This is a genomic window from Streptomyces sp. SID3343 (genome assembly GCF_009865215.1).
GTDB lineage: Bacteria > Actinomycetota > Actinomycetes > Streptomycetales > Streptomycetaceae > Embleya.
In genome coordinates this window covers 1-22,318 of sequence record NZ_WWJX01001120.1, presented here as the reverse complement: position 1 = coordinate 22,318, position 22,318 = coordinate 1, and the positions used below count along the sequence as shown (strand labels likewise).

Annotated in this window: 18 protein-coding genes; 8 read left to right on the top strand and 10 right to left on the bottom strand. The window is 69.7% G+C overall.

Annotated features, from left to right (window positions below; genetic code table 11):
* The coding region (locus GT354_RS35100) for a Scr1 family TA system antitoxin-like transcriptional regulator (RefSeq protein WP_237535780.1) at positions 1 to 249 on the top strand (249 nt) is incomplete at its 5' end.
* Positions 246 to 446, top strand: a complete 201-nt coding sequence (locus tag GT354_RS35095; protein WP_161360426.1) for a DUF397 domain-containing protein — start codon at positions 246 to 248, stop codon at positions 444 to 446. The genes GT354_RS35100 and GT354_RS35095, both read left to right, overlap by 4 nt.
* 123 nt (positions 447 to 569) lie before the next feature.
* On the opposite strand, the gene GT354_RS35090 is transcribed toward GT354_RS35095, so the two are convergent.
* From GT354_RS35090 to GT354_RS35070, 5 genes are all read right to left on the bottom strand, one after another.
* Positions 570 to 1,010, bottom strand: coding sequence for a cytidine deaminase (locus tag GT354_RS35090; protein ID WP_161360425.1), 441 nt, complete (start codon positions 1,008 to 1,010; stop codon positions 570 to 572).
* 121 nt (positions 1,011 to 1,131) lie between these two features.
* Complete coding sequence (locus GT354_RS35085) at positions 1,132 to 2,190, bottom strand: hypothetical protein (RefSeq protein ID WP_161360424.1); 1,059 nt, start codon at positions 2,188 to 2,190, stop codon at positions 1,132 to 1,134.
* A gap of 236 nt (positions 2,191 to 2,426) precedes the next feature.
* Entirely contained in the window at positions 2,427 to 6,428 is a 4,002-nt protein-coding gene (locus tag GT354_RS35080; RefSeq protein ID WP_161360423.1) for a discoidin domain-containing protein, read from the bottom strand.
* Between the two features lie 897 nt (positions 6,429 to 7,325).
* Entirely contained in the window at positions 7,326 to 8,555 is a 1,230-nt protein-coding gene (locus GT354_RS35075; RefSeq protein WP_161360422.1) for a styrene monooxygenase/indole monooxygenase family protein, read from the bottom strand.
* A gap of 219 nt (positions 8,556 to 8,774) precedes the next feature.
* Positions 8,775 to 9,932, bottom strand: coding sequence for a hypothetical protein (locus tag GT354_RS35070; RefSeq protein ID WP_161360421.1), 1,158 nt, complete (start codon positions 9,930 to 9,932; stop codon positions 8,775 to 8,777).
* A gap of 205 nt (positions 9,933 to 10,137) precedes the next feature.
* Between GT354_RS35070 and GT354_RS35065 the strand changes: the two genes are divergently transcribed.
* Positions 10,138 to 11,334 (top strand): CoA transferase, encoded by a 1,197-nt coding sequence (locus GT354_RS35065; protein WP_346012324.1) that lies wholly within the window; start codon positions 10,138 to 10,140, stop codon positions 11,332 to 11,334.
* Between the two features lie 133 nt (positions 11,335 to 11,467).
* Here GT354_RS35065 and GT354_RS35060 read toward each other — a convergent pair whose 3' ends face one another.
* Positions 11,468 to 11,893: a hypothetical protein gene (locus tag GT354_RS35060; protein WP_161360420.1), complete on the bottom strand. Its 426-nt coding sequence runs from the start codon at positions 11,891 to 11,893 to the stop codon at positions 11,468 to 11,470.
* 139 nt (positions 11,894 to 12,032) lie between these two features.
* Between GT354_RS35060 and GT354_RS35055 the strand changes: the two genes are divergently transcribed.
* Positions 12,033 to 14,546: a DEAD/DEAH box helicase gene (locus GT354_RS35055; RefSeq protein WP_161360419.1), complete on the top strand. Its 2,514-nt coding sequence runs from the start codon at positions 12,033 to 12,035 to the stop codon at positions 14,544 to 14,546.
* Positions 14,547 to 14,606: 60 nt separating this feature from the next.
* The gene (locus GT354_RS35050) at positions 14,607 to 14,981 is read left to right on the top strand and encodes a hypothetical protein (RefSeq protein ID WP_161360418.1); all 375 of its coding nucleotides are present in this window, start codon (positions 14,607 to 14,609) and stop codon (positions 14,979 to 14,981) included.
* Positions 14,982 to 15,025: 44 nt separating this feature from the next.
* Here GT354_RS35050 and GT354_RS35045 read toward each other — a convergent pair whose 3' ends face one another.
* The 4 genes from GT354_RS35045 to GT354_RS35030 all read right to left on the bottom strand — a co-directional run bounded on the left by GT354_RS35045 (position 15,026) and on the right by GT354_RS35030 (position 18,188).
* Entirely contained in the window at positions 15,026 to 15,388 is a 363-nt protein-coding gene (locus GT354_RS35045) for a hypothetical protein (protein WP_161360417.1), read from the bottom strand.
* Complete coding sequence (locus GT354_RS35040; protein ID WP_161360416.1) at positions 15,385 to 15,594, bottom strand: hypothetical protein; 210 nt, start codon at positions 15,592 to 15,594, stop codon at positions 15,385 to 15,387. Before GT354_RS35040 ends, GT354_RS35045 begins: the two co-directional genes overlap by 4 nt.
* Before the next feature lie 143 nt (positions 15,595 to 15,737).
* Positions 15,738 to 17,054 carry an ammonium transporter gene (locus GT354_RS35035; RefSeq protein WP_161360415.1) on the bottom strand — a complete coding sequence of 439 codons (1,317 nt, stop codon included), beginning with the start codon at positions 17,052 to 17,054 and terminating at the stop codon, positions 15,738 to 15,740.
* Positions 17,055 to 17,294: 240 nt separating this feature from the next.
* Positions 17,295 to 18,188 (bottom strand): helix-turn-helix domain-containing protein, encoded by an 894-nt coding sequence (locus tag GT354_RS35030; protein WP_161360414.1) that lies wholly within the window; start codon positions 18,186 to 18,188, stop codon positions 17,295 to 17,297.
* A gap of 184 nt (positions 18,189 to 18,372) precedes the next feature.
* On the opposite strand from GT354_RS35030, the gene GT354_RS35025 reads away from it, so the two are divergent.
* The 3 genes from GT354_RS35025 to GT354_RS35015 all read left to right on the top strand — a co-directional run.
* A complete protein-coding gene (locus GT354_RS35025) occupies positions 18,373 to 19,485 on the top strand; it encodes an LLM class flavin-dependent oxidoreductase (protein ID WP_161360413.1) in 1,113 nt (370 codons plus the stop codon).
* 40 nt (positions 19,486 to 19,525) lie between these two features.
* Entirely contained in the window at positions 19,526 to 21,154 is a 1,629-nt protein-coding gene (locus GT354_RS35020) for an alpha/beta hydrolase (RefSeq protein WP_161360412.1), read from the top strand.
* Between the two features lie 167 nt (positions 21,155 to 21,321).
* A partial coding sequence (locus GT354_RS35015) for an exonuclease domain-containing protein (RefSeq protein ID WP_161360411.1) occupies positions 21,322 to 22,318 on the top strand: 997 nt, incomplete at its 3' end.

The window sequence follows — 22,318 nt, the reverse complement described above, 5'->3', positions numbered from 1 at the left end:
TCACGGTTGCAGGTCGCGCCGTTCGAGCGCGGGGAACGTGGCGCCCTCGGCGGTGCCCTGATCCTCTTGACGCTGCCCGACGACGGACGGATTGCCTACCTGGAAGGCATGGCCAACGGGCAACTCTTGGAAGACCCGGATTCCGTCCGGCGGCAACGCCGGGCCTACGATCGGGTCATGGCCGAAGCCCTCACGCCGGGGCAGTCGGCGGATCTAATCGCGGCGGTCATCAAGGAGCACAGAACATGATCCGAACTGCCCTCGACCTGAGCGACGCGGGTTGGTTCAAGTCGTCGCACAGCAACGATGACGGTGGCGCATGTGTCGAGATCGCCCCCGGCTTCGCGGGCGTGCCGGTCCGTGACTCGAAGGACCCGAGCGTCGGGCACGTGGTCGTCGCGCCGGCGTCCTGGTCGGCGCTGCTCTCCACGCTGCGCACCGCCTGACCCACTGCACGCGCGACCCCCGGCCGTGCCGAACCACCGGGGGTCGCCCCACACCGTGAACTTCCGTGCAGCACAGTCGGGATGCCGATCGGAGCGTGCGGCTGGGCGCGGGTGTAGGGGGAGTCAAGGCTGCTCCGGCGCGTATGGCCACACGTCTTCCGGGAACACCCGCGCGAACCAATGGGGTTGGACGTCACGCAGTCGTAGGGCGTGCCAGCGGCGGTGGTCCGTTGGGTCCGGGACCGCGACCTCGACGTCCGGGCCGTAGCGGAAGAGCCGCTCCTGGCAGACGCCGCACGGGGCCAACACCCAGTAGCCGCGGTCGTTGTCGGCCGCGGTCACGCAGACCGATGCCATCACCTTCCGGTCGAGCTTGAACGCCTCGCAGATCGCGCCCGTTTCGTGGCACAGCCGCACAGCGTTGTTCGGGACGTCCGGTGCCGTGCTGGTGAGGATGGTGCCGTCGTCGAGACGCAGGGCCGCGGCACCGGACCAGTCCTGCCCCGGAAATCGCGTGCGCGCGAGGTCGATCGCGGCGTCCACGAGTTCTTGATCAAGGCTCATCCGCCCACGGTAGTGTCCGGCCCGGGCCGGCGGAGGTTCGCGTTTCGTGGTCCGCGCTGCGGTCGAGGCGGGCTCGGAGTGCGGGTACGGCGACCTCGGCGAAAATCGCGCGCGACGAAGCTCAGGTCGTGGGGCGGACGATGCGGACCTCGCGGCTGGTCGCCGGGTCCTCGTGGTAGGGCAGGGTCAGGTGCCGTACGGCCGTTACCCTCACCACCGCGTCGTTGCTCCACAGGACCGGGACGCCGAAGTCGACCGAGCCGTCTCGGCGGGTGAGGCCGAAGTGGCGTAGGGCCTGGCCGTCGGCGCGGATCTCGGCCGTCACCCACGCGCCGGGCACGGGCTTGCCGTCCGTACCGGACACGTGGGCGGTGCCGGTGGCCCACCACGGGCCCTCGCCGTCCGGGCGGCCGAGTTCGCTCGACGTGCCGGTCATGGCGGTGACGGTCAGGCCGGGGATCGGGTTCGTCGGGGTGAAGGACACCCGCTCGACGGTCCAGAACGCGTGGTGCGCGCCCGTGTACCGGAAGCGCACCTGCGCCGTGCGCGCGCCCGTCGGGATCGTGACGTCGAGCGTTTCGGACGTGGTGGTGTTCGCGCGGTACGACTTGATCGGGATCGGCTCACCGCCGTCGAAACAGATGTGGACGTCACCGGTTTGTGGGCCGTCGCCGGCGTAGTCGGTGGCGAACCGCAGGGTGGCCTTGGTCGCGCCGTGGAGTCGGTACGTGGGACTGATCAAAGTCGAGTCGAACCGGGCTGTGGAGGAGGGTAGTTCACGCCCCGCGCCGGCGTCGGATACCGGATGCGCGGTGCGTGCGCGGATGTTGCCCTCGCGATCCCGGCCCGGCGTCGTGCGGGTGGTACCGGGCTCGTCGGTGGCGAAGGACCAGCCGCGCCGCTCGGATTCGTCGCCCGAGGGCGTCTTGGAGTCGTCGACGCTCCACCCGGCCGGCGCGGTCGTGGTCCACCCGACGCCGTCGATGCCGATCGTGCGGGTTTTGGTCTTCTCGGTGCCGTGGGGCAAGCTCTTGTACGCACCGGACGTCTTCTCGTCGGCGGCGGCGCCGCCGGTGGCCTGGGCGGTGCCGGCGAACGGTCCGAGGGCCGAGATCGCGGCCACGCCGGCCAGGGCGAGGAAAGACGAACGGGCTTTGCGGACAAGGCGAACAAGGCGCATGGGGCGGTCTCTCGACGGGGAGGCGGCGGACCACCGCAAGCTTGCCGGGCGTGTGTGAGATCGGCCCTACGGTTGGGTTGTTGGAAGGTGAACGACGCCGCACATGTTGGTGGTTCGGACCTGTTGCGGACTTGTGACGTTCGGCTGGAGGTCGGGCGCGCCGGGGTGCTGCGTGGGCCGTGGTTGCGCCGCCGAGGTGGTGGCCTCGGCGGCGCTGGTGGTGGTGTGTCGGCCGGCTACGGGTTTGTGACGATCGTGAAGGTGGAGGTGGTGTTTCTGATGTTCTCGTGGTTGTCGCTCAGGCGTAGGCCGTTGAAGACCGCCGAGCCCACCGCCGGGCCCTGGCCCGGTTCCGGGAGTTCGTTGGCCCAGATGCCGATGCCGGACCTGGCGTCGTGGGCGTCGCCGCTGCGGTGCGCGCCGGTGATCGAGACATTGGTGAACACCGTGTCCTTGACCGGGAATTGCGGTTGGTTGCCGACGTAGTTGGTCTGGAACATGATCCCGACATAGGTCGGATCGACGATGTCCACGTCGCTGACCCTGATGCCCTGGAACACCTTCGAGGCCGAGAAGACCCAGATCGCCGGGAAGACCTGTGAGCCCCAGAAGTGGCCGCCCGCCCGGACGATCGAGATGTTGCGGAAGCTGGTCGGTCCGGTCCCGAAGCCGTTCATCGGGTAGCCGAAGTCCAACGAGCTGATCGTGATGCCGGAGTAGACCAGGGTGTCCGCGATGTGGATGTTGCGGAAGGTGTTGTCGTAGCCGCCGTAGACCGCGACGCCGGCCGCCCGCCACGTGAGCAGCGAAGTCAGGTTCTCGTACAGGTTGTTCTTCTCGTCGGCGCCGCCCGCGTCGATCGCCGAGAACAGCGCGAAGCTGTCGTCACCGGTCGACCTGGCCTCGATGTTGTCGAGGTGGTTGTCCGTACTGCCGTTGGTCATGTTGATCCCGTCCGCGAAGGTGTCGCGGATCCGGGTGTTCCGGATCGTCACGTGGTCCGTGTTGGCGCCCCAGTACAGGCAGACCGTGTGCTCGTTCCAGACGTTGTCGATCACGATGTTCGCGACGTTGGCGAAGTCGAACACCTTGCCGGGGCCGTCGATGCGCGACGTGTAGTTGCCGAAGTAGGCGAAGTTCGTGAACGTCGAGCCGTTCGCCGACGCCTCGGCCCGGAAGCCCACGTCGGTGTTGTCCTGGGTCGTCGGTGCCTGGAAGCGAGTGAACCACGGACCCGCGCCGACGACCTTGACGGCCTTGCCGTACACCTGGAACTTGCTCGCCGTCGGGTAGGTGCCGGGCGGCAGGTAGACGCCGACCAGTGTGCCCGTGGTGTCCATCCGGACTCGATCGAGGGCGTTCTGCACGTCCTGGTGCGTGAATCCGGCCGGGACCGCGTACGTCGCCGGGTCGGGGTTCGCGATCACGGTGACCTGTTCCAGGTCGACGAAGTCGATCGCGTAGGTGGTGGTGTTGGCTGTGCCCTTGCGGAGTTGGATCCTGCTCCCCGCCGGGACGGTGGTACCCAGCATCACGTTGGCCTCGTCGTAGATGTGGCGCGGTCCGCCCGCGCCGGGCGCATTGCCGGGTGCGGTCTCGTTGCCGTACAGCCAGGCGTACTTCGAGGTCAGGTCGATCGCCTTGAGGAACACGCCGTCGACGTAGATGTCGAGTGTCGCGTCGATGCCGCCCCCGCCGGGCGCGTCCGGGATGGAGAAGCGGGTGACGAGCGTGTTGGTGCTCGCCCTCGTGGTGAACTCGACCGAACTGCCGGTCGTGTTCAGCGTGACGGCCTTGCGGCCCGACGCCTCGCCGGCGAGGTCGCCGACGGTGCGGTTCGGACCCACGACGGCCGCGCCGCCGCCGAGTACGCCGTCCTCGGCCTCGTACTTGTCGTAGGGCAGGTGCGCGCCCCGGCCCACGAACAGCGGCCGCGTACTCGTGTTGTCGGCCTGTTTGACCGGGAGTTCGCGGGCATCGGGCGCGATCACGACCTTGACGGTGTACGTGCCGTCGGCTGCCGGCCACGTGCCCAGATCGATCGGGGCGGCGGTCGCGCCGGCGGCGATCGTGCCGGTGTAGGAGCCGGTCAGGGTGCGAACGGTGGCCCCGGTGTCGGCGTCGAGCAGGGTCAGGGTGACGGGATGGACCCCTGGCGCGGTCGCGATGCTGCCCTGGTTCTTGAGCGTGGCGGTGAAGGCCACCGGGTTGCCGGCCGCCGGGTTGTCCGGGGTCCAGGTCACGGCCGAGGCGATGAGGTCCGAACTGGCCACCGGTGTGACCACCAGCGGGCCGGGCGCGGTGAACGCGTTGTTGGCCTCGTTCTGCTCGATCACCGCGTTGGCCTCGTCGACCTTGGCCCCGAGCGGATAGCTGCCGGCGGTACGGGCACCCACCACGGCGGACACCGTCGTGGACGCGCCGGCCGCGAGGGGGCCGACCGGCGCGGTGCCGGCCAGGGTGCCGCCCAGATAGAGGTTGACGGAGGTCGCGGCGGCGGCGGCCGGGCCGACGTTGGCGACCGTGGCGGACAGCGTGATCGGGTCGGTCTCGACGGGCGCGGTGGGCGTGCTCGCGAGGGCGGTGACGGTCAGGTCCGGGTTGGGCGCGGGGACGCCGACGACCTGGAACTCGGCTGCCTGACCGCCCGGGGCACCGGAGTTGGACGTGATGCGCAGCCGGACGTCGGCGACACGACCGCCGACCGGGATGGTCACGGTGTTGCCCGACGCCGGATCGAACCCGCGCACCGCCGCCGGCGCCAAGGAGACGAACGCGCTCGCGCTCTGCTCGCGGCCGAGGACCTGGATCGTCTGGGTGCGGGCACCCCAGATCGGGTCGGGGGCGAGCCTGACCACGACCGCGCTGACATCGGCGTTGGAACCCAGCTTCACGGTGAGGTCGTTCGGGTAGGCGCCGCCCTCCCAGTAGGTGGACACGCTGTCGTCGTTGGCGTTCGCGGCGACGAAGTTCGACGTGGACGACGACGCGGTGATCGGCTTGCCGACGGCCAGGTTCGTACCGGGGCCGCCGCCGCTGCCGGTCCTGGTGACGGTGTTGCTGTTCGCCGAGGTGTTGCCCGCCGCGTCCTTGGCGGTGACGTGGTAGGCGACCGTCGCGGAGTCGGGCTGCGGGTCGGTGTACGACAGCACGTTGCCCGGCACGCTCGTGCGCAGCGTGCCGTTTGCGTACACGTCGTAGCCGCTCACGCCGACGTTGTCGGTCGAGGCGCCCCACGTGAGCCTGATCTGTCCGGTCGCCGGTTGGGTGTAGGCGAGCGCGGTCGGCGCGCTCGGCGCCTGGGTGTCCCCGGTCGCGGGGCCGTAGACCTCGAACTCCGAGAGCTGTGCGGCCGGCCACCCGGTGTTGGCCGTGACGTGCACGCGCACGTACCGGGTGGTGAGCGTGTCGAAGGCCACCGTCACGGTGTTGCCGCCGGCCGGGTCGAACACCCGGGCTGCCGACGGCACGATGTCGGTGAAGGTGCTGCCGTCGGTGCTGCCCTGGATCGACAGGGTCTGGGTGCGGCGTTCCCATCCGGTCGGGAGTTTGAGTACCACTTTGTTCACGCCGACGGCGGTGCCCAGGTCGGCGCGGATCCACTGCGGGAGCGCGTTGTTGGCGCTCTCCCAGTAGCTGCCCGCGTTCGCGTCGTTGGCGTTCGCCGCCGTGTACGGCGAGTTGTCGCTGCTCGACGTCACGGTCTTGCCGAGTGCGAGGTTGACGGTTGAGTCCGCGGCGGGGTGTACGTCGAGTTCGGCCAACTGCGCGGCGGACGCCTTCGTGTTGGCACTGACGTCCAGCCGGACGAACCGCGCTCGGGTGACCGGGAATCCGATCCGCACGACGTTGTGGTCGGCCGGATCGAAGGTGTACGTGGCCTGCCCGACGATGGTCTTGAAGGAGGTCCCGTCGTCGCTGCCCTGCACGGCCAGCGTCTGTTGCCGGGACGTCCACGTCGCGGGCAGCTTGAGCACCACGCCGTCGATGCTCGTGCTGTGCCCCTGATCCAGCTGGACCGCCTGCGGGAACGGCGTGCCCGCCGGTGCCTGCCAGTAGGTCCGCTGGTCACCGTCGCTGATGCGGCCGATGTCGGCCGTCGAGGCTGCCTCGGGTCGCCCGGCGCTCGCGGTCGCGCCTGCCGGGTCGGCGGGGCCGACCGCAACGGCGAGGGTGAGCAGCCCTGTTGCCACTACGGCGACGGCCGGTCGGCGGGGGATGGATGGTCGTGATCTCATCGCGTTCCTCTGTTCTCACGGGGGACGGTCTCGGGAGGTTCGAGGTGGGTCGTGCAGGGGGGTCTCAAGCGGCTCAGGCGGCCCAAGTCGGCTCAAGGAGCTCCCGGGGCACAGGAGCATCGGTCGTTCAGGGTCCTGGAAGGCTCAGCCGGCGCTGGAGCCGTGGGAGGCGCACGCAGGCGAGGGGAAGCGGAGCCGGCGAAGAGCGGGGCAATCCGAGGCGGGCCGGCCCGGATCGACGCGGTGCGGTGCGGTGCGGTGCCCGAGCGTCGGGCGAAAGCTGGGGAGCAGGTGACGATGGCGCGGTGTCGACCGACGGGGAGGCGCACAGGAACGGCGTGTCCACGCCACGAGTCAGAATTTGCAGTCGAGAGCTGATAGTTCCCGGAAATCTGCGAGTGTTTTGCAAGGCGCGGGATCAGAGTTACAGACCCATTACGAGCCCGTCAACGCTCGAAACCCGGTGGGCGCGAGGACCGGTCGGCCTGCCCGCGCACGGGGCGTTGCCGCTGTCACCACTTGCGAACCGCGATACGCGGGGATCCGCTGGCCAACGGGCCGGAAACACACGGCCCGTACCCGCCCGCACGAAAATGCCCCGCAAGGTTGCACCGAAATTACGTTGCTTGCAGCCCGTCGGGATCATCGACAGGGGAGAGGGGGACGGGTTCGCCCACTCTCCCCACCGTAAAGTCACCAGGAGGCCGGCGGCGGCTCGTCACAGAGCCCGCCAGGAGGCCGCAGGAGCTCTCGGGAACCCGCAGGAGCGCCGCAGGGATCCACCACGGGTCACCCGGAAGCCACCTGCCAAGCCCGCAGCCACCTCCCCTATTCCCAAAGCCCCGGCCCTGCCCCCGAGCCCCCGCAGCGCCCGCCCACCCTGCATCGCCCCCGCCCCTACACCGCCCCGACCTCCTTCAAGAACGCCATCGTCTTCTCCGGCTCGTAGAAGAACTCCTCGAACTGCGCCGGGTTGTCGAACGCGCTCATGATCGCGTCGCACACCGCAGGGTTGTCGTTGCCCGCGCCCATCAGCATCTGGATGTGCTCCGGCGGGACCCCGAGCAGCGTCGTGGAGAACTTGACACCGTGTCGGGCCCGATCCCAGAACGTGTCGAACAGCTCCTGCATCCACACGCGGTCGAAGGCGCGGTCGCCGTGGGCCACGATCGCCGACAGGTAGAGATCCGCCGCGCGGGCCGCGTTGTTCGACCCCTGGCCGCTCAGCGGGTCGTTGGTGACCAGGACGTCGCCGATGCCCAACGCGAGTCCACCGGACGGCAGTTCGGCGATCGGCCTGCGCACGACGGGGGAGAAGCCGCCGGCCAGCACGCACATCGGATCGGTCAGCTCGGCCTCGCTGATCCGGTCGTAGTCCCACGGGGCGAACCGGCGGACCAACTCCTGCATGATCCGCCAGTGCTCGTCGGGGTCACGCACCCCCTGGAACACGTCGAGCGGGCCGCCGGGGACGGCTTCGAGCAGGATGATGTCGCACGCCCCGGTCAGCGTCAGGCCGGGGAACATGATGATCTCGCCGGCGCCCGGGATGGCGTTGACGTGCAGCGCGTCGTGGCCGACCTCGGGGCGCGGGGTCGCGCCGTGGAAGTAGGCGACCGACAACTGCCGCTGTGGCAACGTGAATTCGGACTTCTCGTGGTCCCTATCGAACATCGACACCAGCTCGCCCTTGCCGGCGGCGACCACGACGAGGTCGTAGTTACGGGTGTACCAGTCGATGTCGGACACCGCCACCGGATGCACGACGAGGTTGCCGCCGCGCTCCACGAACAGGTCCATCCACCCGGGCATCTTCAACCGCTGGTCGACCGACTGCGCGCCGCCCAACTCACCCAGCCAGTTCACCACGGGAGTGCCGTCGGGGCCCGGGATGGTGAAGCCGGCGCGGGGGATCGGCGGGCACTGCTCGCGCCACAGGTCGAGCCCGTGCGGCCGCTCCAGGGCAACCGTGGAGGGCATCATGATCTGCGTCGAGGTCACCCGCCCGGCGCGTATCTCGTCCGGTGTCCGCTCGGTCATCACGGTCACGTCGTAACCGTGGGCCAATAGTCCCAGGGCGAGTTGGAGCCCCGACTGGCCGGCACCGACGATGAGGATCCTGCGCATGGATGAAGTCCCTTCCCCTGATCAAGGTCGGGAGCATCGTATGGCTCGCGCTGGGTGTTCGTCGGAACACCGACCGGAACATCGTCCGTCCTCGCCGAGACGATTTCGCGGCGCGTGCGAAGTCGGTGCCGGCCCCGGACCGCCGACGCGTCCCGGGGCCAACCGGGTTGCGGCGTGGGCCGGTTGCCCCGGACCTGCCGCGCCCGACCACCGCCCGGCTCACATGAACGACGACTCCGCCGTCAGTCCCAGACCCTCGTCGGCCCCCGTCACGATCGGCTGGCAGTTGCCCCAGCCGACGCCCCCGCCGATCGGGTCGGTCACCTTGACCACCGTGTCGCGGATCTGGTGGAGCCGGCGAGCCGCTTCCGGGGTGGAGCAGTCGGCGATGCGCTCGCCCTCCACGTGCAGATCGCCGCGCCACTCGCCGTGGTGTCGGCCGTCGAGCCCGAAGTACAGTCCCGCGCCCAGGTGGAAGCCGGTCTCGGAGACCACCTCGATCTGCAGCGGTCGGGCCGACCCGTCGGCCATCGTGGCGTGCAGCTTGCCGCCGCGCAGGCGGCGGTTGGCCGGGTCGTAGGTCAAGTCCGGTACCAGGTCGGCCCATTCCTCGACCCGGCCGTCGGGATGCTCGACCCCGCCCATCACCCGCTTCTGCGTGAACCCCGGCGCGGTGGTGATCTGGTAGTGCAGGAACAGGGCGTAACGACTGCCGTCCTGACGCTCCATCAGGATCGGCGCCCAGATCATCCGAAACGACACCGACGCCGGCATGCCCGCCGGTTCCAGGTCGCTCGCGGGCGAGCCGACGTCGTAGCGGGTGCCCCACGAGTGGTCACGTGTCGACACCCACGCGTCGCGGGTGATCTCGGTGCGCTCGCCGTCCACTTCGACCCAGCCCGTCGCGACGCCGGTCTGGTGATAGCGCACCAGGTCCGCGGTGGTGCGATACGCGCGACGGTTGTGAGTGCGGTCCTCGCAGACGGCCGGCACGGCCGACTCGAAGGTCCAGTCGAACGCGATCGGCTGCGTCTCGTTGGCCTCCAGTACGAACCGGACCACCTTGAGCGGTTCGATCACCTCGTAGCGGATCGGGCCCACCACCGTGGTGTGCGGCTCCGGGGACAACCGCCGCGACGCGCGCACCGTCAGTTGTTCGACGCCGCGCGAGACGCCCGCGTAGCAGTCCATGACGTTGCGGTTGGTGTACTTGCCCAGGCCGAACCCCAGTTGCAGGCTGCCGTCGCGGGCCGCTGCCATCGCGCAGACCTTCTCGGTCCACGACGGGTCGGTGGTGGCGACGGTCGCGAACGTCTCGGCGACCTGGTGGTGGAAGCCCTCGTCGGCCGCGGTGAGCGGCCCGATCGGGTTGGTCACGAATCCTCCGTGGGTGAGTGCGGTACCGCGACGCCGCCGCGGGCGCGACAAGGTCGCGACCCGGCCGCGCCACTGCGCGGATTCTCCGTCGCCGGGCGCGAACAGACCAGAGCCTTGACCTGTGAGAGAGAACCTGTTTTCGTCATGGCTCCGGACGGGACAAGCGCGCCGGACAGGCGAATCCACCCAGACGAAGGGGAGCGTTGTGGAACGTGTTCCGATCGACGGACCATTGGCCGGCGTCAGGATCGTGGACCTGTCCACGGCCGCGACCGGGCCCTACGCGGTCACTCTCCTCGCCGACCAGGGCGCGGACGTGATCAAGGTCGAACGCCCCGGGATCGGCGACATCTCCCGCTGGATCGGCACCGCGACCGGCGGAATCAGCGCGCTCTACCAAATGTGCAACCGAGGCAAGCGCTGTGTCGGAGTGGACCTGCGCACCGACGCCGGCCGCGACATCGTCAAGGCGCTGATCGCGCGCGCCGACGTGGTCGTGCAGAACTGGCGCCCGGGCGTGGCGCAGCGGCTCGGCCTCGGCTACGACGACGTGCGCCGCGACGACCTCGTCTACTGCTCGATCTCCGGCTTCGGCGCCGACGGCCCGTACGCGGGAAAGGGTGCGTACGACACGGTGATCCAGGCGTACAGCGGCATCGCCGAGAACCAGAAGGACGCCGAGACCGGGCGGCCCAGATTCTCCAACCAGGCCCTCGCCGACAAGGTCACCGCGCTGACCGCAGCCCAGGCGATCACCGCAGCGCTCTTCGCGCGGGAACGCGGTCGCGGCGGGCAGCACCTCGAACTGTCCATGCTGGACGCGGTGATCTCGTTCCTGTGGGTCGACTCGGCCGGCAACGACGTGCTGCGCGACGGCGACGGCAGCCAGCCCGGCAGTTTCGTCGCGGACGTACGGCCCTACGCCTTCACCGACGGGTGGGGCATCGCGACCCCGACCAGCGACGCGGATTTCGCGGGCATGTGCCGGGCGTTCGGGGTCGAGGGCTACGACGATCCCCGGGTGGCCACGATCGCCGAACGTCGGCGCAACCGCGAGGTCGGCCACGCCCTGGTGACCCGCTGTCACGAGGCCGCGACCAAGCTCACCGTCGCCGAGGGCATCGCCCGCCTGGAGGCCGAGAACGTGCCGTGCGGTGTCGTCCTGGGCCCCGGTGAACTCGCGAGCGACCCGCACATCGCGGCCGTGGGCCTGCTGGAGGACGACACGCACCCCACCGCCGGCCGGCTGCGCCAGCCACGCCACCCGTCCCGCTTCGCCGGCACCCCCGCCCGGCTCGGCACGCCCGCGCCGACACTGGGCGCCGACACCGACGCGATCCTGACCGAGCTCGGGCTCACCGAACGGATCGCCGAACTGCGCGGGGCCAAGGTGGTGTGCTGAGGGTCGACCAGACCGGGCGTCGATCAAACCGAGCAATGATCACGGGCGTCGACCAAGCCGGGCGTCGACCAAGCCGAGCGTCGATCGAACCGAGCGTCGATCAAGCCGGGCGTCGAACACGGCGTTCACGCCCTCAGCGCGGCGCCGTCCACCGCTGCGGCTCGCTCCACCCCGAGCTGCGCCCGGTCGCGTCCTGGATCAGCACCCTCCAGTAGTAGGTCGTCCCCGCGTCGTAGCGGAACCCGGAGGGGCGCAGATCACTCGACTGCGCCGAGTGGACGACGCCGCTGTCCCACGCGTTCGCGTGCACGCCGCCGGCGGCCACCACGTCGACCGCGTACAGGTCGCGGGCGATCACCAGGCGATACGTACGCTGCGCGGGGCGGTCCTCGCCGCCGGGGCGCACCGACCAACCGAACCACGGCGAGCCCTGCCCGGGGTGGGGCGGCAGAGCCGATACCGTCAACGCGGCCGGGGCGTCGGCCTCGTCCGGGGCACACGCAACCGGAGCGCCGGCCAAGGCGGCGCCGAGCAGCAGGGCCGGAACCAACCGGCGCATTCGCCCCTTTGGTCCCACTGATCCCTCCCGCGTCCGCCGGTGATCGATCACGGTGACCGTACGGATACGACACGTGTCACCGGAAGGCTCGTGTGGGTTGCGTCGGGGCGCGGGCGCGCGAGCAGGCAAGATAGAGCGTGTGACTCTCATCGATCTGCTCCCCGCCGAGGCCGACCCCGACGCCCTGTACGAAGCCTTCGTCTCGTACGCGGAGGAGCGCGGTCTCACCCTGTATCCCGCGCAGGACGAGGCGCTGATCGAGCTGGTCTCGGGCAACAACGTCATCCTCAACACGCCGACCGGTTCCGGCAAGAGCCTGGTCGCCGCCGGCGGGCACTTCGCGGCCATGGCCCGCAAGCAGCGCAGCTTCTACACCGCGCCGATCAAGGCGCTCGTGTCGGAGAAGTTCTTCGACCTGGTGGCCCAGTTCGGCACCGAGAACGTCGGCATGATGACCGGCGACGCGTCGGTCAACGCCGGTGCGCCGATCATCTGCTGTACCGCCGAGGTGCTCGCCAACATCGCGCTGCGCGACGGTGCGGACGCCGACGTCGGCTTCGTGGTGATGGACGAGTTCCACTACTACGGCGACCCGGACCGCGGCTGGGCCTGGCAGATCCCGCTCATCGAACTGCCCAAGGCGCAGTTCCTGCTGATGTCCGCGACGCTCGGCGACATGACCCGTTTCCACGCCGACCTCAAGCGGCGCACGGGTCGGATCACCACGATCGTCAAGTCCGCGGTGCGTCCGGTCCCGCTTTTCTTCACGTATCGGGTCACCCCGCTGCACGAGACCATCGAAGAGTTGCTGACCACGCGTGAGGCGCCGGTCTACATCGTGCACTTCACCCAGGCGTCGGCGGTCGAGCGGGCCCAGTCGCTGATGAGCATCAACATGTGCACGCGCGCCGAGAAGGACCAGATCGCGGCGGTGATCGGGCGCTTCCGGTTCACCACCAACTTCGGCCGCCAGCTCTCGCGCTGGGTGCGACACGGCATCGGCGTGCACCACGCGGGCATGCTGCCCAAGTACCGCCGCCTGGTCGAGCGGCTGGCCCAGGCCGGGCTGCTCAAGGTGATCTGCGGCACCGACACGCTCGGCGTCGGGGTCAACGTGCCGATTCGCACCGTGCTGTTCACCGCGCTGTCGAAGTACGACGGTCAGCGGGTGCGCCGGCTGCGGGCGCGCGAGTTCCACCAGATCGCCGGGCGCGCGGGGCGGGCCGGCTTCGACACGGTGGGCAACGTGGTGGCCCAGGCCCCCGAGTACGAGATCGAGAACATCAAGGCGCTCGCCAAGGCCGGCGACGACCCGAAGAAGCGCCGCAAGGTGGTCCGCAAGAAGGCCCCCGAGGGCTTCGTGGGCTGGAACGACGAGACCTACACCAAGCTTCAGGAAGCCGAACCCGAGCCGCTGGCCTCGCGGTTCAGGGTCACCCACGCGATGCTGCTCGCGGTGATCAACCGCCCCGGCAATGCGTTCGAGGCGATGCGGCACCTGCTCACCGACAACGACGAGCCGCGTGCTCAGCAGTTGCGACACATCCGTCAGGCCATCGCGATCTACCGCTCGCTGCTCGACGGCGGCGTGGTCGAAAAGCTCGACGAGCCCGACGAGGAGGGCCGCAACGTGCGGCTCACCGTCGACCTCCAGGCCGACTTCGCGCTCAACCAGCCGCTGTCCACGTTCGCGCTCGCCGCGTTCGACCTGCTCGACCCCGAGGAGCCGACCTACGCGCTCGACGTGCTCTCGGTGGTCGAGGCGACGCTGGACGACCCGCGCCAGATCCTGGCCGCGCAGACGAACAAGGCCAGGGGCGAGGCGATCGGCCGGATGAAGGCCGACGGCATCGAGTACGAGGAGCGGATGGAGCGGATCGCCGACATCACCTACCCGCGCCCGCTGGACGAGTTGCTCGAACACGCCTACGCGATCTACATGCGCAGTCACCCGTGGGTCGGCGACCACCCGCTGTCGCCCAAGTCGATCGTGCGCGACATGTACGAGCGCGCGATGACCTTCGGCGACTACGTGGGATGGTACGAACTCGCGCGTACCGAGGGCATCGTGCTGCGCTACCTCGCGAGCGCGTACAAGGCGCTCAACCAGACCGTCCCGGACGACGCGAAGAACGAGGACCTGCACGATCTGATCGCGTGGCTCGGCGAGTTGGTCCGCCAGGTCGACTCCAGCCTGCTCGACGAGTGGGAGAAGCTGGCCAACCCGGACGCGACGCAGGAGGAACTCGAAGACATCGAGGGACGGACCACGCCGGTCACGGCCAACGAGCGGGCGTTTCGGGTCCTGGTCCGCAACGCGCTGTTTCGTCGGGTCGAACTGGCAGCGCTGCGGCGCTACTTCCAGCTCGGTGAGCTGTCCGAGCAGGAGGGCGACGGCAACTGGGACTCCGAGCGCTGGCAGGACGCGCTGGAGGACTACTGGGACGAGCACGACGAGATCGGCACCGGACCGAACGCGCGCGGCCCCAAGCTCATGCAGATCACCAAGGAGGACTCCGCGTGGCGGGTCCGCCAGGTGTTCGACGACCCGGCGCAGGACCACGACTGGGGCATCACCGCGGAGGTCGACCTGACCGAATCCGACGAGACGGGCCGAGCGGTCCTGCGGGTGGTGGCGGTCGACCGCATGTGACGCGGACGCAGGGCGACGTTGTTGCCGTGGCGGGCGGGGCGGCTGGGGCAGACTGAGCGCATGACGAAGAAGTTGCGGGACTCCGCGCACGGCTCGACGCTCTCGTGGCGGTCGCACAACTCGGTGTTGTCGATCGCCTCGGAGGGCTCGGTGCTCTCGATCGGTTCGGTGGGCTCGGTCCTGTCGGTGGGCTCGGTCGGCTCCGCCCTGTCCGTCGGCTCGATCGGTTCCGCCCTGTCGTCGGCATCGGTCGGCTCATGGCTCAGCGCCGCCTCGCTGTTCTCGGCCCAGTCCGCGTGGTCGACCCTGTCCTGGCAATCCACGGGCGGCCTCCTGACCCGCGGCAACACCACGAAGATCGCCCGCTCCGCCACCATCCCCGCCGCGGCGGCGGCATGTGCGATCGCGCTGACGGTACTGGCCAAGCGCCGCTGACCCGCGCCCGGGAGCGACCGCGCAACCGGCCGAACCGCCGGCGCTCAGGCAACCTGGCCGATGCGTTGACCGGTGACCCCCAAGAGCCGGCCGGTGTCCTTCTTGGTCACGTGGGCACCGGTCAGTGTCGCGGCGGCCTCACGCAGGGCACATCGGCTGCGCTCCTGAGCGGCGGCGGCTTCACGCGCGGCGCGGTGGTAGGCGTCCACGGCGGCTTGGAGTTCGTCCGGAAGGTCGTACGTAATCGTCAACTGTGCCTCGGCGTCCAAGCCGAGGGCGCCCAGACCGTCACGCACCATGGCCTCGGTGCTGTCGAGGCTTCTCACCTGGCTGAACAGGCCCGCTTCGGGAACCAACAGGGCCCACCAGTCACCCGACCGTCGCACGGTCACGGTGTAAGCGGTCACTTCCACCAGTCCTTTCCGAACTTGTCCTCGAAGAACTTGAGGATCCCCCGGGCCGTCAATTCGTTGATCTCGCTGTGACGGGGGAACGCGACCTTCTTGCCGTCGACCGACAGCCAGTCGTGACTCCCGCCGTGACCGGTCTCGTACGACAGGCCCGCTCCGGCGGCTGCCTCGCGGATCCTCCGAACGAGGTCACGCTGTTTCATAGAATACCCGACCCGGCTTTCAGTGCTCCTGAAACTGACCTTTCACGCTCGAAGCAGGATGGCGCGTGCGATCCGGGCGGCCTGGGTCCTGAGGGGGTTCTTCACTCGGACGTGTGAAGCGTGGTCCGGATGGGCGGTGTCCGTCAGTCCAACTCTTCCGCAGGCCGAGGCGCGGGCTTGGGTGCGAGCCCGCCCGCGCGCTTGGTGCCGCCGAAGGCGGTGAGGTCGTACGCGGTCTCCGCGTGGACGGCCTGGTCGAGGCCGACCGTCTCGTCGTCGGCGTGCGCGCGGAAGCCGATCGTGCGGTCGATGAGCTTGGCGATCACGTACGTGACGCCGAACGAGAACGCCGACACCACCACGATCGCGACCAGTTGCTTGCCCAGCAGGCTCGCCCCGCCGCCGTGCAGGAGGCCCTCCGGGCCGCCGGTGACGTCCTTGGCCGCGAACAGGCCGATCATCGACGTCCCGACCACGCCGCCGACGTAGTGGACGCCGACCACGTCGAGCGAGTCGTCGTAGCCGAAGCGGTGCTTCCAGCCGACCGCGAAGCTGCACAGCACGCCGGCCGCCAGGCCGATCACCATCGCGCCCGGCAGGTCCACGACGCCGCACGCCGGCGTGATCGCCACCAGGCCCGCGACCGCGCCCGAGGCCGCGCCGAGCGTGGTCGCGTGGCCGTCGCGGCGCTTTTCCACCGCGAGCCACCCGATCAGCGCGGTACACCCGGCCGCCTGCGTGTTCACCAATGCCTGGGCGGCCAGGCCGTTCGCACCCAGCGCCGAGCCGCCGTTGAAGCCGAACCAGCCGAACCACAGCAGCCCCGCCCCCAGCACCACGAGCGGGAGGTTGTGCGGCCGCATCGGGTCGCGCTTGAAGCCGATCCGCGGGCCGAGCACCAGTGCCACCGCCATGCCGGCCGCGCCGCAGTTGATCTCCACGACCAGGCCGCCGGCGAAGTCGAGTGCGCCGAGCCGATGCGCGATCCAGCCGTCGGGACCCCATACCCAGTGCGCGAGCGGTACGTACACGCACATCACCCACACGCCGCAGAACACCACCCACGCCTTGAACCGGGTCCGATCCGCGATGGCCCCCGAGATCAGCGCGACGGTCAGGATCGCGAAGGTCAACTGGAAGGCCATGAACAGTAGTTCGGGCACCGTGCCGTGCAGGTCGGTGGGTTTGGTGCCGGCCGTGAACACCGAGCCGAAGTCACCGAGCAGACCGCCGCCGAGGTCGTCGCCGAAGGCGAGGCTGTACCCGAAGGCGATCCACACCACGGTGACCACGGCGATCGCCACGAAGCTCATCATCAGCATGTTCAGGACGCTCTTGGCCCGCACCATGCCGCCGTAGAAGATCGCCAGCGCGGGGGTCATCAGCAGCACGAGCGCGGTGGCGACGAGCAGCCACGCGGTGTCTCCGGCGTTCAAGGCGGCATCGGTCGCGACGGTCATGTGGCTCCCTCATGGGCCTGATGGGGTCTCAGGTCAGATTGGGCAGCCCGGGTTTCCCCGCGTTCACCCCGGTGTTACACGCCGGTTAAGGAACCGCCCCCGTGTTACGCGGGCATTGCCCGACCGTTCGCGAACGCTCACGGCGTGAGTGATGCGACATCCCCGCGAAACGTCTCGCGAAACCTCGCGACCTCGCCTCCCCACGACCCTCCCACCCCGTGACTTCACCACCCCACGACGTCACTCCGGCAGTCGCCCGCCCGAACGCTTGGTCACCCGGCGCGCGACCGCCCCGAGCCGCTCGCCGTCGCGAGTCACCTGACGGCCCGTCACGGCTTTGAGCCCGTTCAACGTCAACGCCACCGCGACCCGCCCCGCCGCGTCGAAGACCGGGGCCACGAGGGTGGAGATGTCGTACACGGTGTCCGAGTCCACCGCGATCAGCTCGTAGTCCTCCCCACCGAGGGCCGCGGCCAACTCGGCGAGCCGATCCCGCAGCAGCGCGGCCTCGCGCGGGTGCTCGGCCATCCGCTCCAAGGTGCTGCCGATGCGGGTCCTGGTGGGGCTCTCCAGGGTGATCGAGTAGCCGCGCTCGCGCACCGACGCCAACGTGGCCGGCAGGTGTACCCGCGCGATCGCACGCACCCGCTCGTCGAGCCGGTCCAACCACGCCTCGATCTCGTCCGCCGTCGACCACGCCAGGAACACCTGGCCCAGCGGGGGCACCATGCGCAGCCGCTGGCCCACCCGAACGTCGGCGGACGCGAGTTGCGGGCTGCCCTCGACGGCCAGGATCACGATCTCCTCACCCACTGCGACGCTCGCGATCACCTCGGTGTCGAACTCGCCCGCGAGCTCGCGCATCTCGTCGCGCGCGAGATCCACCGCCCGATTGCTGCGCAACGCGGCGTCGCCCAGCGCGACCAGGGCCGGCCCCGGCTCGTAGGTCTTGCGGCGTGGATGGCGGACCAGGTAGCCAGCGTCCTCCAGGGCCTGGAGCACGGACAGCGCCGACGCGAGGTTGATGCCCAGCGCGGTGTGCAGCTCGGACAGCGAGAACGCGTCGCCGGGATGAGCGGCGAAGAAATTGAGGATCTCGACCGCGCGTCGGGCGGCGAGGGCGGGGCGGACCATGGCAGCGACTCTCCGGACTCGCCCGGACCGGCCGGGCAACGCGATGCGTCTCGTCGGACGTGGTCGAGCCTCGTCGGCCCTTGTGGCGGGTGCTTCGTGGGGTGACACTCGTCGCGACGAATTACGGGATTCGGAAACACTTTTCAATATATCGAAAAACCGTCGAAACGCTGGGAGTCGCTCGATGAAGCTCGACGTGCTCTACGAAGTGGACGTCCCGCGGCCGTGGCACGGGGAACACCCGCACGGCCAGCGGCGCGAGGAACAACGCGCCTACCGGGAGGCGATCGAACAGATCCGGCTCGCCGACCGGGTCGGCTTCAACACGATCTGGGCCGTCGAGCACCACTTTCGCGAGGGCCGCTCGCACATGCCGGCCTCCGAGGTCTTCCTGGGCCACCTCGCCGGGATCACCGAGCAGATCCGGATGGGCTTCGGCGTCACGCTGACCCCGTTCGGATTCACCCCGCCGCAACGGATCGCGGAGAAGGTCGCGACCGTCGACATCCTCTCCGGCGGGCGCGTCGAATGGGGCACGGGCCGCTCCACGCCGATGGAACAGACCGCGTTCGGGGTGGACATCGCCAAGTCCCGCGACGACTGGCGCGAGGCGATCGAGATCGTCACGGGCATGTGGCGCGAAGAGTACTTCGAATACGAGTCGGAGCGGTTCTCCTTCCCGCGCCGGATGGTCACCCCCAAGCCCTTCCAGGACCCGCACCCGCCGTGCTGGATGGCGGCCACGTCGCAAGGCTCGGCGGAGATCGCCGGCCGCAACGGCCTGGGCATGCTGTCCTTCTCGATCATGCAACCGCTGGAGACGATGGCCGCCCAGGTCGCCGCCTACCGCGCCGCGGCGGCGAACCCGACCCCGCTCACCGACGTCACGACGAACAAGGTCGCGGCGTACACGCTCGTGCACACCACGGGCAAGAAGAAGATCGAGCAAAAGGTCTGGGACTCGGTCGCGTGGTGGTACAAGAACCTCGCGATGTTCACCCTCGAATGGGAACTGCCGCACCTGTCCCCGGAGGAGCAGGACAAGACGTTCCCGTTGCTCAAGCCCATGTTCGAAGGCACCGTCCCCGTGGACACGTTCGACGCGGCGGACATGATCGTCATCGGCGACGTCGAGACCTGCGTCCGCAAGATGAAGCGCTACGCGGATCTGGGTGTCGACGAACTGATCTGCTACGTCCAGTGGGGGTTCCTGGACCACCAGGACATCCTCCGGACCATCGAAATCCTGGGTAAAGAGGTCATCCCCGAACTGGAGAAGTACCAGCCGGCAAAATAAATCGACCAGGATCGATCACGAGCTGCTATTCATATCGCTCGTGAACCCCTCCATTTTCGCGCCGCACCTGCGGCGTGCCGTGCCCGTCGCACTCGTCCTGGCCCTGACCCTGGCCGCCGGGTGCGACGGTTCGGACGGCGACTCGACGCCGAAGGCGCAGTCGACACCACCAACCGCCCAGCCGACGCCGCCCACCCCCTCCACCCCCTCGGCCCCCGCGAGCACGCCGCCGGCTGCCAAGCCGGTCGGTGCCGACGACCCGGCACTCAAGCCCTTCTACACCCAAAAGCTCGCCTGGGCCGCGTGCCCGGACGACAAGAAGACCAAGTCGGACGAGGGCGTCCTGGAATGCGCCAGGGTGCGCGTACCGCTGGACTACGCCGCTCCGGCCGCCGAGACGATCGAGGTGCAGGCGTACCGCAAGAAGGCCGGCGGCGACCGGCTCGGCATCCTGGCCGTGGACCCGGGCGGGCCCGGCTCGGGGGTCCAGTCGATGACCCGCATGTTCGCCGTGACCCAGGTCGCGGTCGGGACCCGGTACGACGTGGTGGGCATCGACCCCCGGGGCACCGCCGGCAGCACCGCCGTCGACTGTGTGGACGACGCAGGTATCGACCGCCTGCGCTCCCTCGACCCCACCCCGGACGACGCCGCCGAACTGGAGCGGATCGGCGCCTTCTACCGGGAGTTCGCCGACGGCTGCACGACCAGGAGCGCCAAACTGCTGCCCCACCTGGGCACCCAGGACGTGGTGTCGGACCTGGACGTCCTGCGCGGGGTCCTCGGCGAGGACAAGCTCAACTACTTCGGGTGGTCCTACGGCACCTACATCGGGGCTCTCTACCTGGAGAAGTTCCCCACGCACACCGGCCGGGTCGTGCTCGACGCGCCGATGGACCCCGCGATGGACCGCATCTCCGGGGCCAAGGACCAGGCCGCCGGCTTCGAACAGGCGTACCGGGCCTTCGTGACCGACTGCCTCAAGCAAGCCGATTGCCCGTTCAAGGGCAGTGTCGACGACGCGATCAAGCGCACGGCCGACCGCCTGCACGAGCTGGGGACGACCCCGTTCGAGGGCAAGGGCGGGCGCACCGTCGGCGAGGGCGAGGTGTCGTATGCGATCTCGACGGCCACCTACAACGAGGAGACGTGGCGGGATCTGCGCGTGACGATGCGGATCTACCTGGGCAAGGACGCCAACCGAGCCATCGCCGAGACCGATTTCTGGCTCGGGCGGGCCGAGGACGGCTCCTATCCCTGGGACCACACCGACGCCAACATGACCATCAACTGCGCCGACGGCCGCATGCTGACCGTGGCCGAGGCGGACAAACTCGCCAAGGAGGCGCAGTCCACCATGCCCGTCGCCGGTCCCGGTGTGATCTGGTCCTTCGCCGCCGACTGCCGACCGAACGGGCCGGACCGCGCCCGCCCGATCAGCGCCCCGGGCGCTCCGCCGGTCCTGGTCGTCGGCTCCACGGGTGACCCGGCGACACCGTACGGGCAGGCCCAGGCGCTCACTTCGCAACTGCCCGGTGCGGTTCTGCTGACCAGGGAGAAGACCGGACACGCCGCCTATGCGAAGGGCAACGCCTGCATCGACGCCGCGGTGGAGAAGTACCTCTTCACGGGCGAACTGCCGGCGGTGGGCGCCCGCTGCGCGAAGTAGGCCCGATCGCCGCGACCTTGCCGAAAGCGGAGCGAGGCAGCGAGAAGCAGCGGAAGCAGAGCGAGACGGAGCGAGACACGGAGCGAGACGGAGCCCGGCGAGCGGATCTATGCCGCAAACCGGGCTCTGCCCGCAATGTCCGCACCGGGTCGTTGTACGGTCCCTGAGTGACGCTCTCACCACTCGTGCCCTGGCCTGTCGACTACCCCTCCGACTACGCGGTGGTCGACGTGGAGACCACCGGACTCAGGCGAACGGATCGAATCGTCTCGGTCGCCGTGGAGTTGCTCGATCAAGCGGGGACGGTGACCGATCGATGGTCCACCTTGGTCGACCCGCTGCGCGATCCCGGGCCGGTGCACATCCACGGCCTCACGGCCGAACGACTGGCCGGCGCACCGACGTTCGACAAGATCGCGGACGACCTGAGCGAGTACCTCGCCGGTCGGGTGCTCGTGGCGCACAACGCCCCGTTCGACTGGGGGATGCTGACCGCCGAGTACGGCCGGCTCGACGCGACATGGCCGATGGAACAGCGGCTGTGCACGATGGCGCTCGCTCGGCACCTCGAACTGCCCATCGAGGACTACAAACTCGCGACACTCGCGGCGCACTACCGGGTGCGACAGATGCGCGCGCACGACGCGGTGGACGACGCGCGCGTGCTGTCGGAGGTCTTCCGATACGGGCTGCACGAGGCGGCCGGGGCCCGGATGCCGTTGCCGCTCACCGCGCCCGGAGTCGGCGGTGAACAGCGCCGGGTCGTCGCGGCGCGCAACCGTCGGCCGGCCAAGAGCGTCGCGAAGGCGCCGAGCCCGTGGCTCAATCCGGGCAGGCTCGACCTCGCGGTGGGCCTGGTACAGGGCATGCGGATCGCGTTCACCGGAAGCGGCGGCGCCGCTCGTGAGGACTTGGAACGGCGCGCGACCGAGGCCGGGTTGTACGTCACGGGCTCGGTGAGCGGCAAGACGTCGGTGCTCGTGACCGACGAGCCGAACAGCGGCAGCGGCAAGAACCGCAAGGCGGCCCAGTCGGGCACGCCGGTGATCGACGAGGCCACGTTCGTGCGGCTGTTGGCGTCGGTGGCGCCCGGCACGGCGGTGGCCGGGGCGGGGGTGCCCGCGCCGCGGGCGGAAGCGGCCCCGGGCGCCCCCGCGGTCGCGC

What these genes read in the sequence shown, in the direction of transcription:
- GT354_RS35095 (WP_161360426.1), top strand. Translation starts at nt 246, where the DNA reads ATGATCCGAACTGCCCTCGACCTGAGCGACGCGGGTTGGTTCAAGTCG.
- GT354_RS35090 (WP_161360425.1), bottom strand. Translation starts at nt 1,010, where the DNA reads ATGAGCCTTGATCAAGAACTCGTGGACGCCGCGATCGACCTCGCGCGC.
- GT354_RS35085 (WP_161360424.1), bottom strand. Translation starts at nt 2,190, where the DNA reads ATGCGCCTTGTTCGCCTTGTCCGCAAAGCCCGTTCGTCTTTCCTCGCC.
- GT354_RS35080 (WP_161360423.1), bottom strand. Translation starts at nt 6,428, where the DNA reads ATGAGATCACGACCATCCATCCCCCGCCGACCGGCCGTCGCCGTAGTG.
- GT354_RS35075 (WP_161360422.1), bottom strand. Translation starts at nt 8,555, where the DNA reads ATGCGCAGGATCCTCATCGTCGGTGCCGGCCAGTCGGGGCTCCAACTC.
- GT354_RS35060 (WP_161360420.1), bottom strand. Translation starts at nt 11,893, where the DNA reads ATGCGCCGGTTGGTTCCGGCCCTGCTGCTCGGCGCCGCCTTGGCCGGC.
- GT354_RS35050 (WP_161360418.1), top strand. Translation starts at nt 14,607, where the DNA reads ATGACGAAGAAGTTGCGGGACTCCGCGCACGGCTCGACGCTCTCGTGG.
- GT354_RS35040 (WP_161360416.1), bottom strand. Translation starts at nt 15,594, where the DNA reads ATGAAACAGCGTGACCTCGTTCGGAGGATCCGCGAGGCAGCCGCCGGA.
- GT354_RS35035 (WP_161360415.1), bottom strand. Translation starts at nt 17,054, where the DNA reads ATGACCGTCGCGACCGATGCCGCCTTGAACGCCGGAGACACCGCGTGG.
- GT354_RS35030 (WP_161360414.1), bottom strand. Translation starts at nt 18,188, where the DNA reads ATGGTCCGCCCCGCCCTCGCCGCCCGACGCGCGGTCGAGATCCTCAAT.
- GT354_RS35025 (WP_161360413.1), top strand. Translation starts at nt 18,373, where the DNA reads ATGAAGCTCGACGTGCTCTACGAAGTGGACGTCCCGCGGCCGTGGCAC.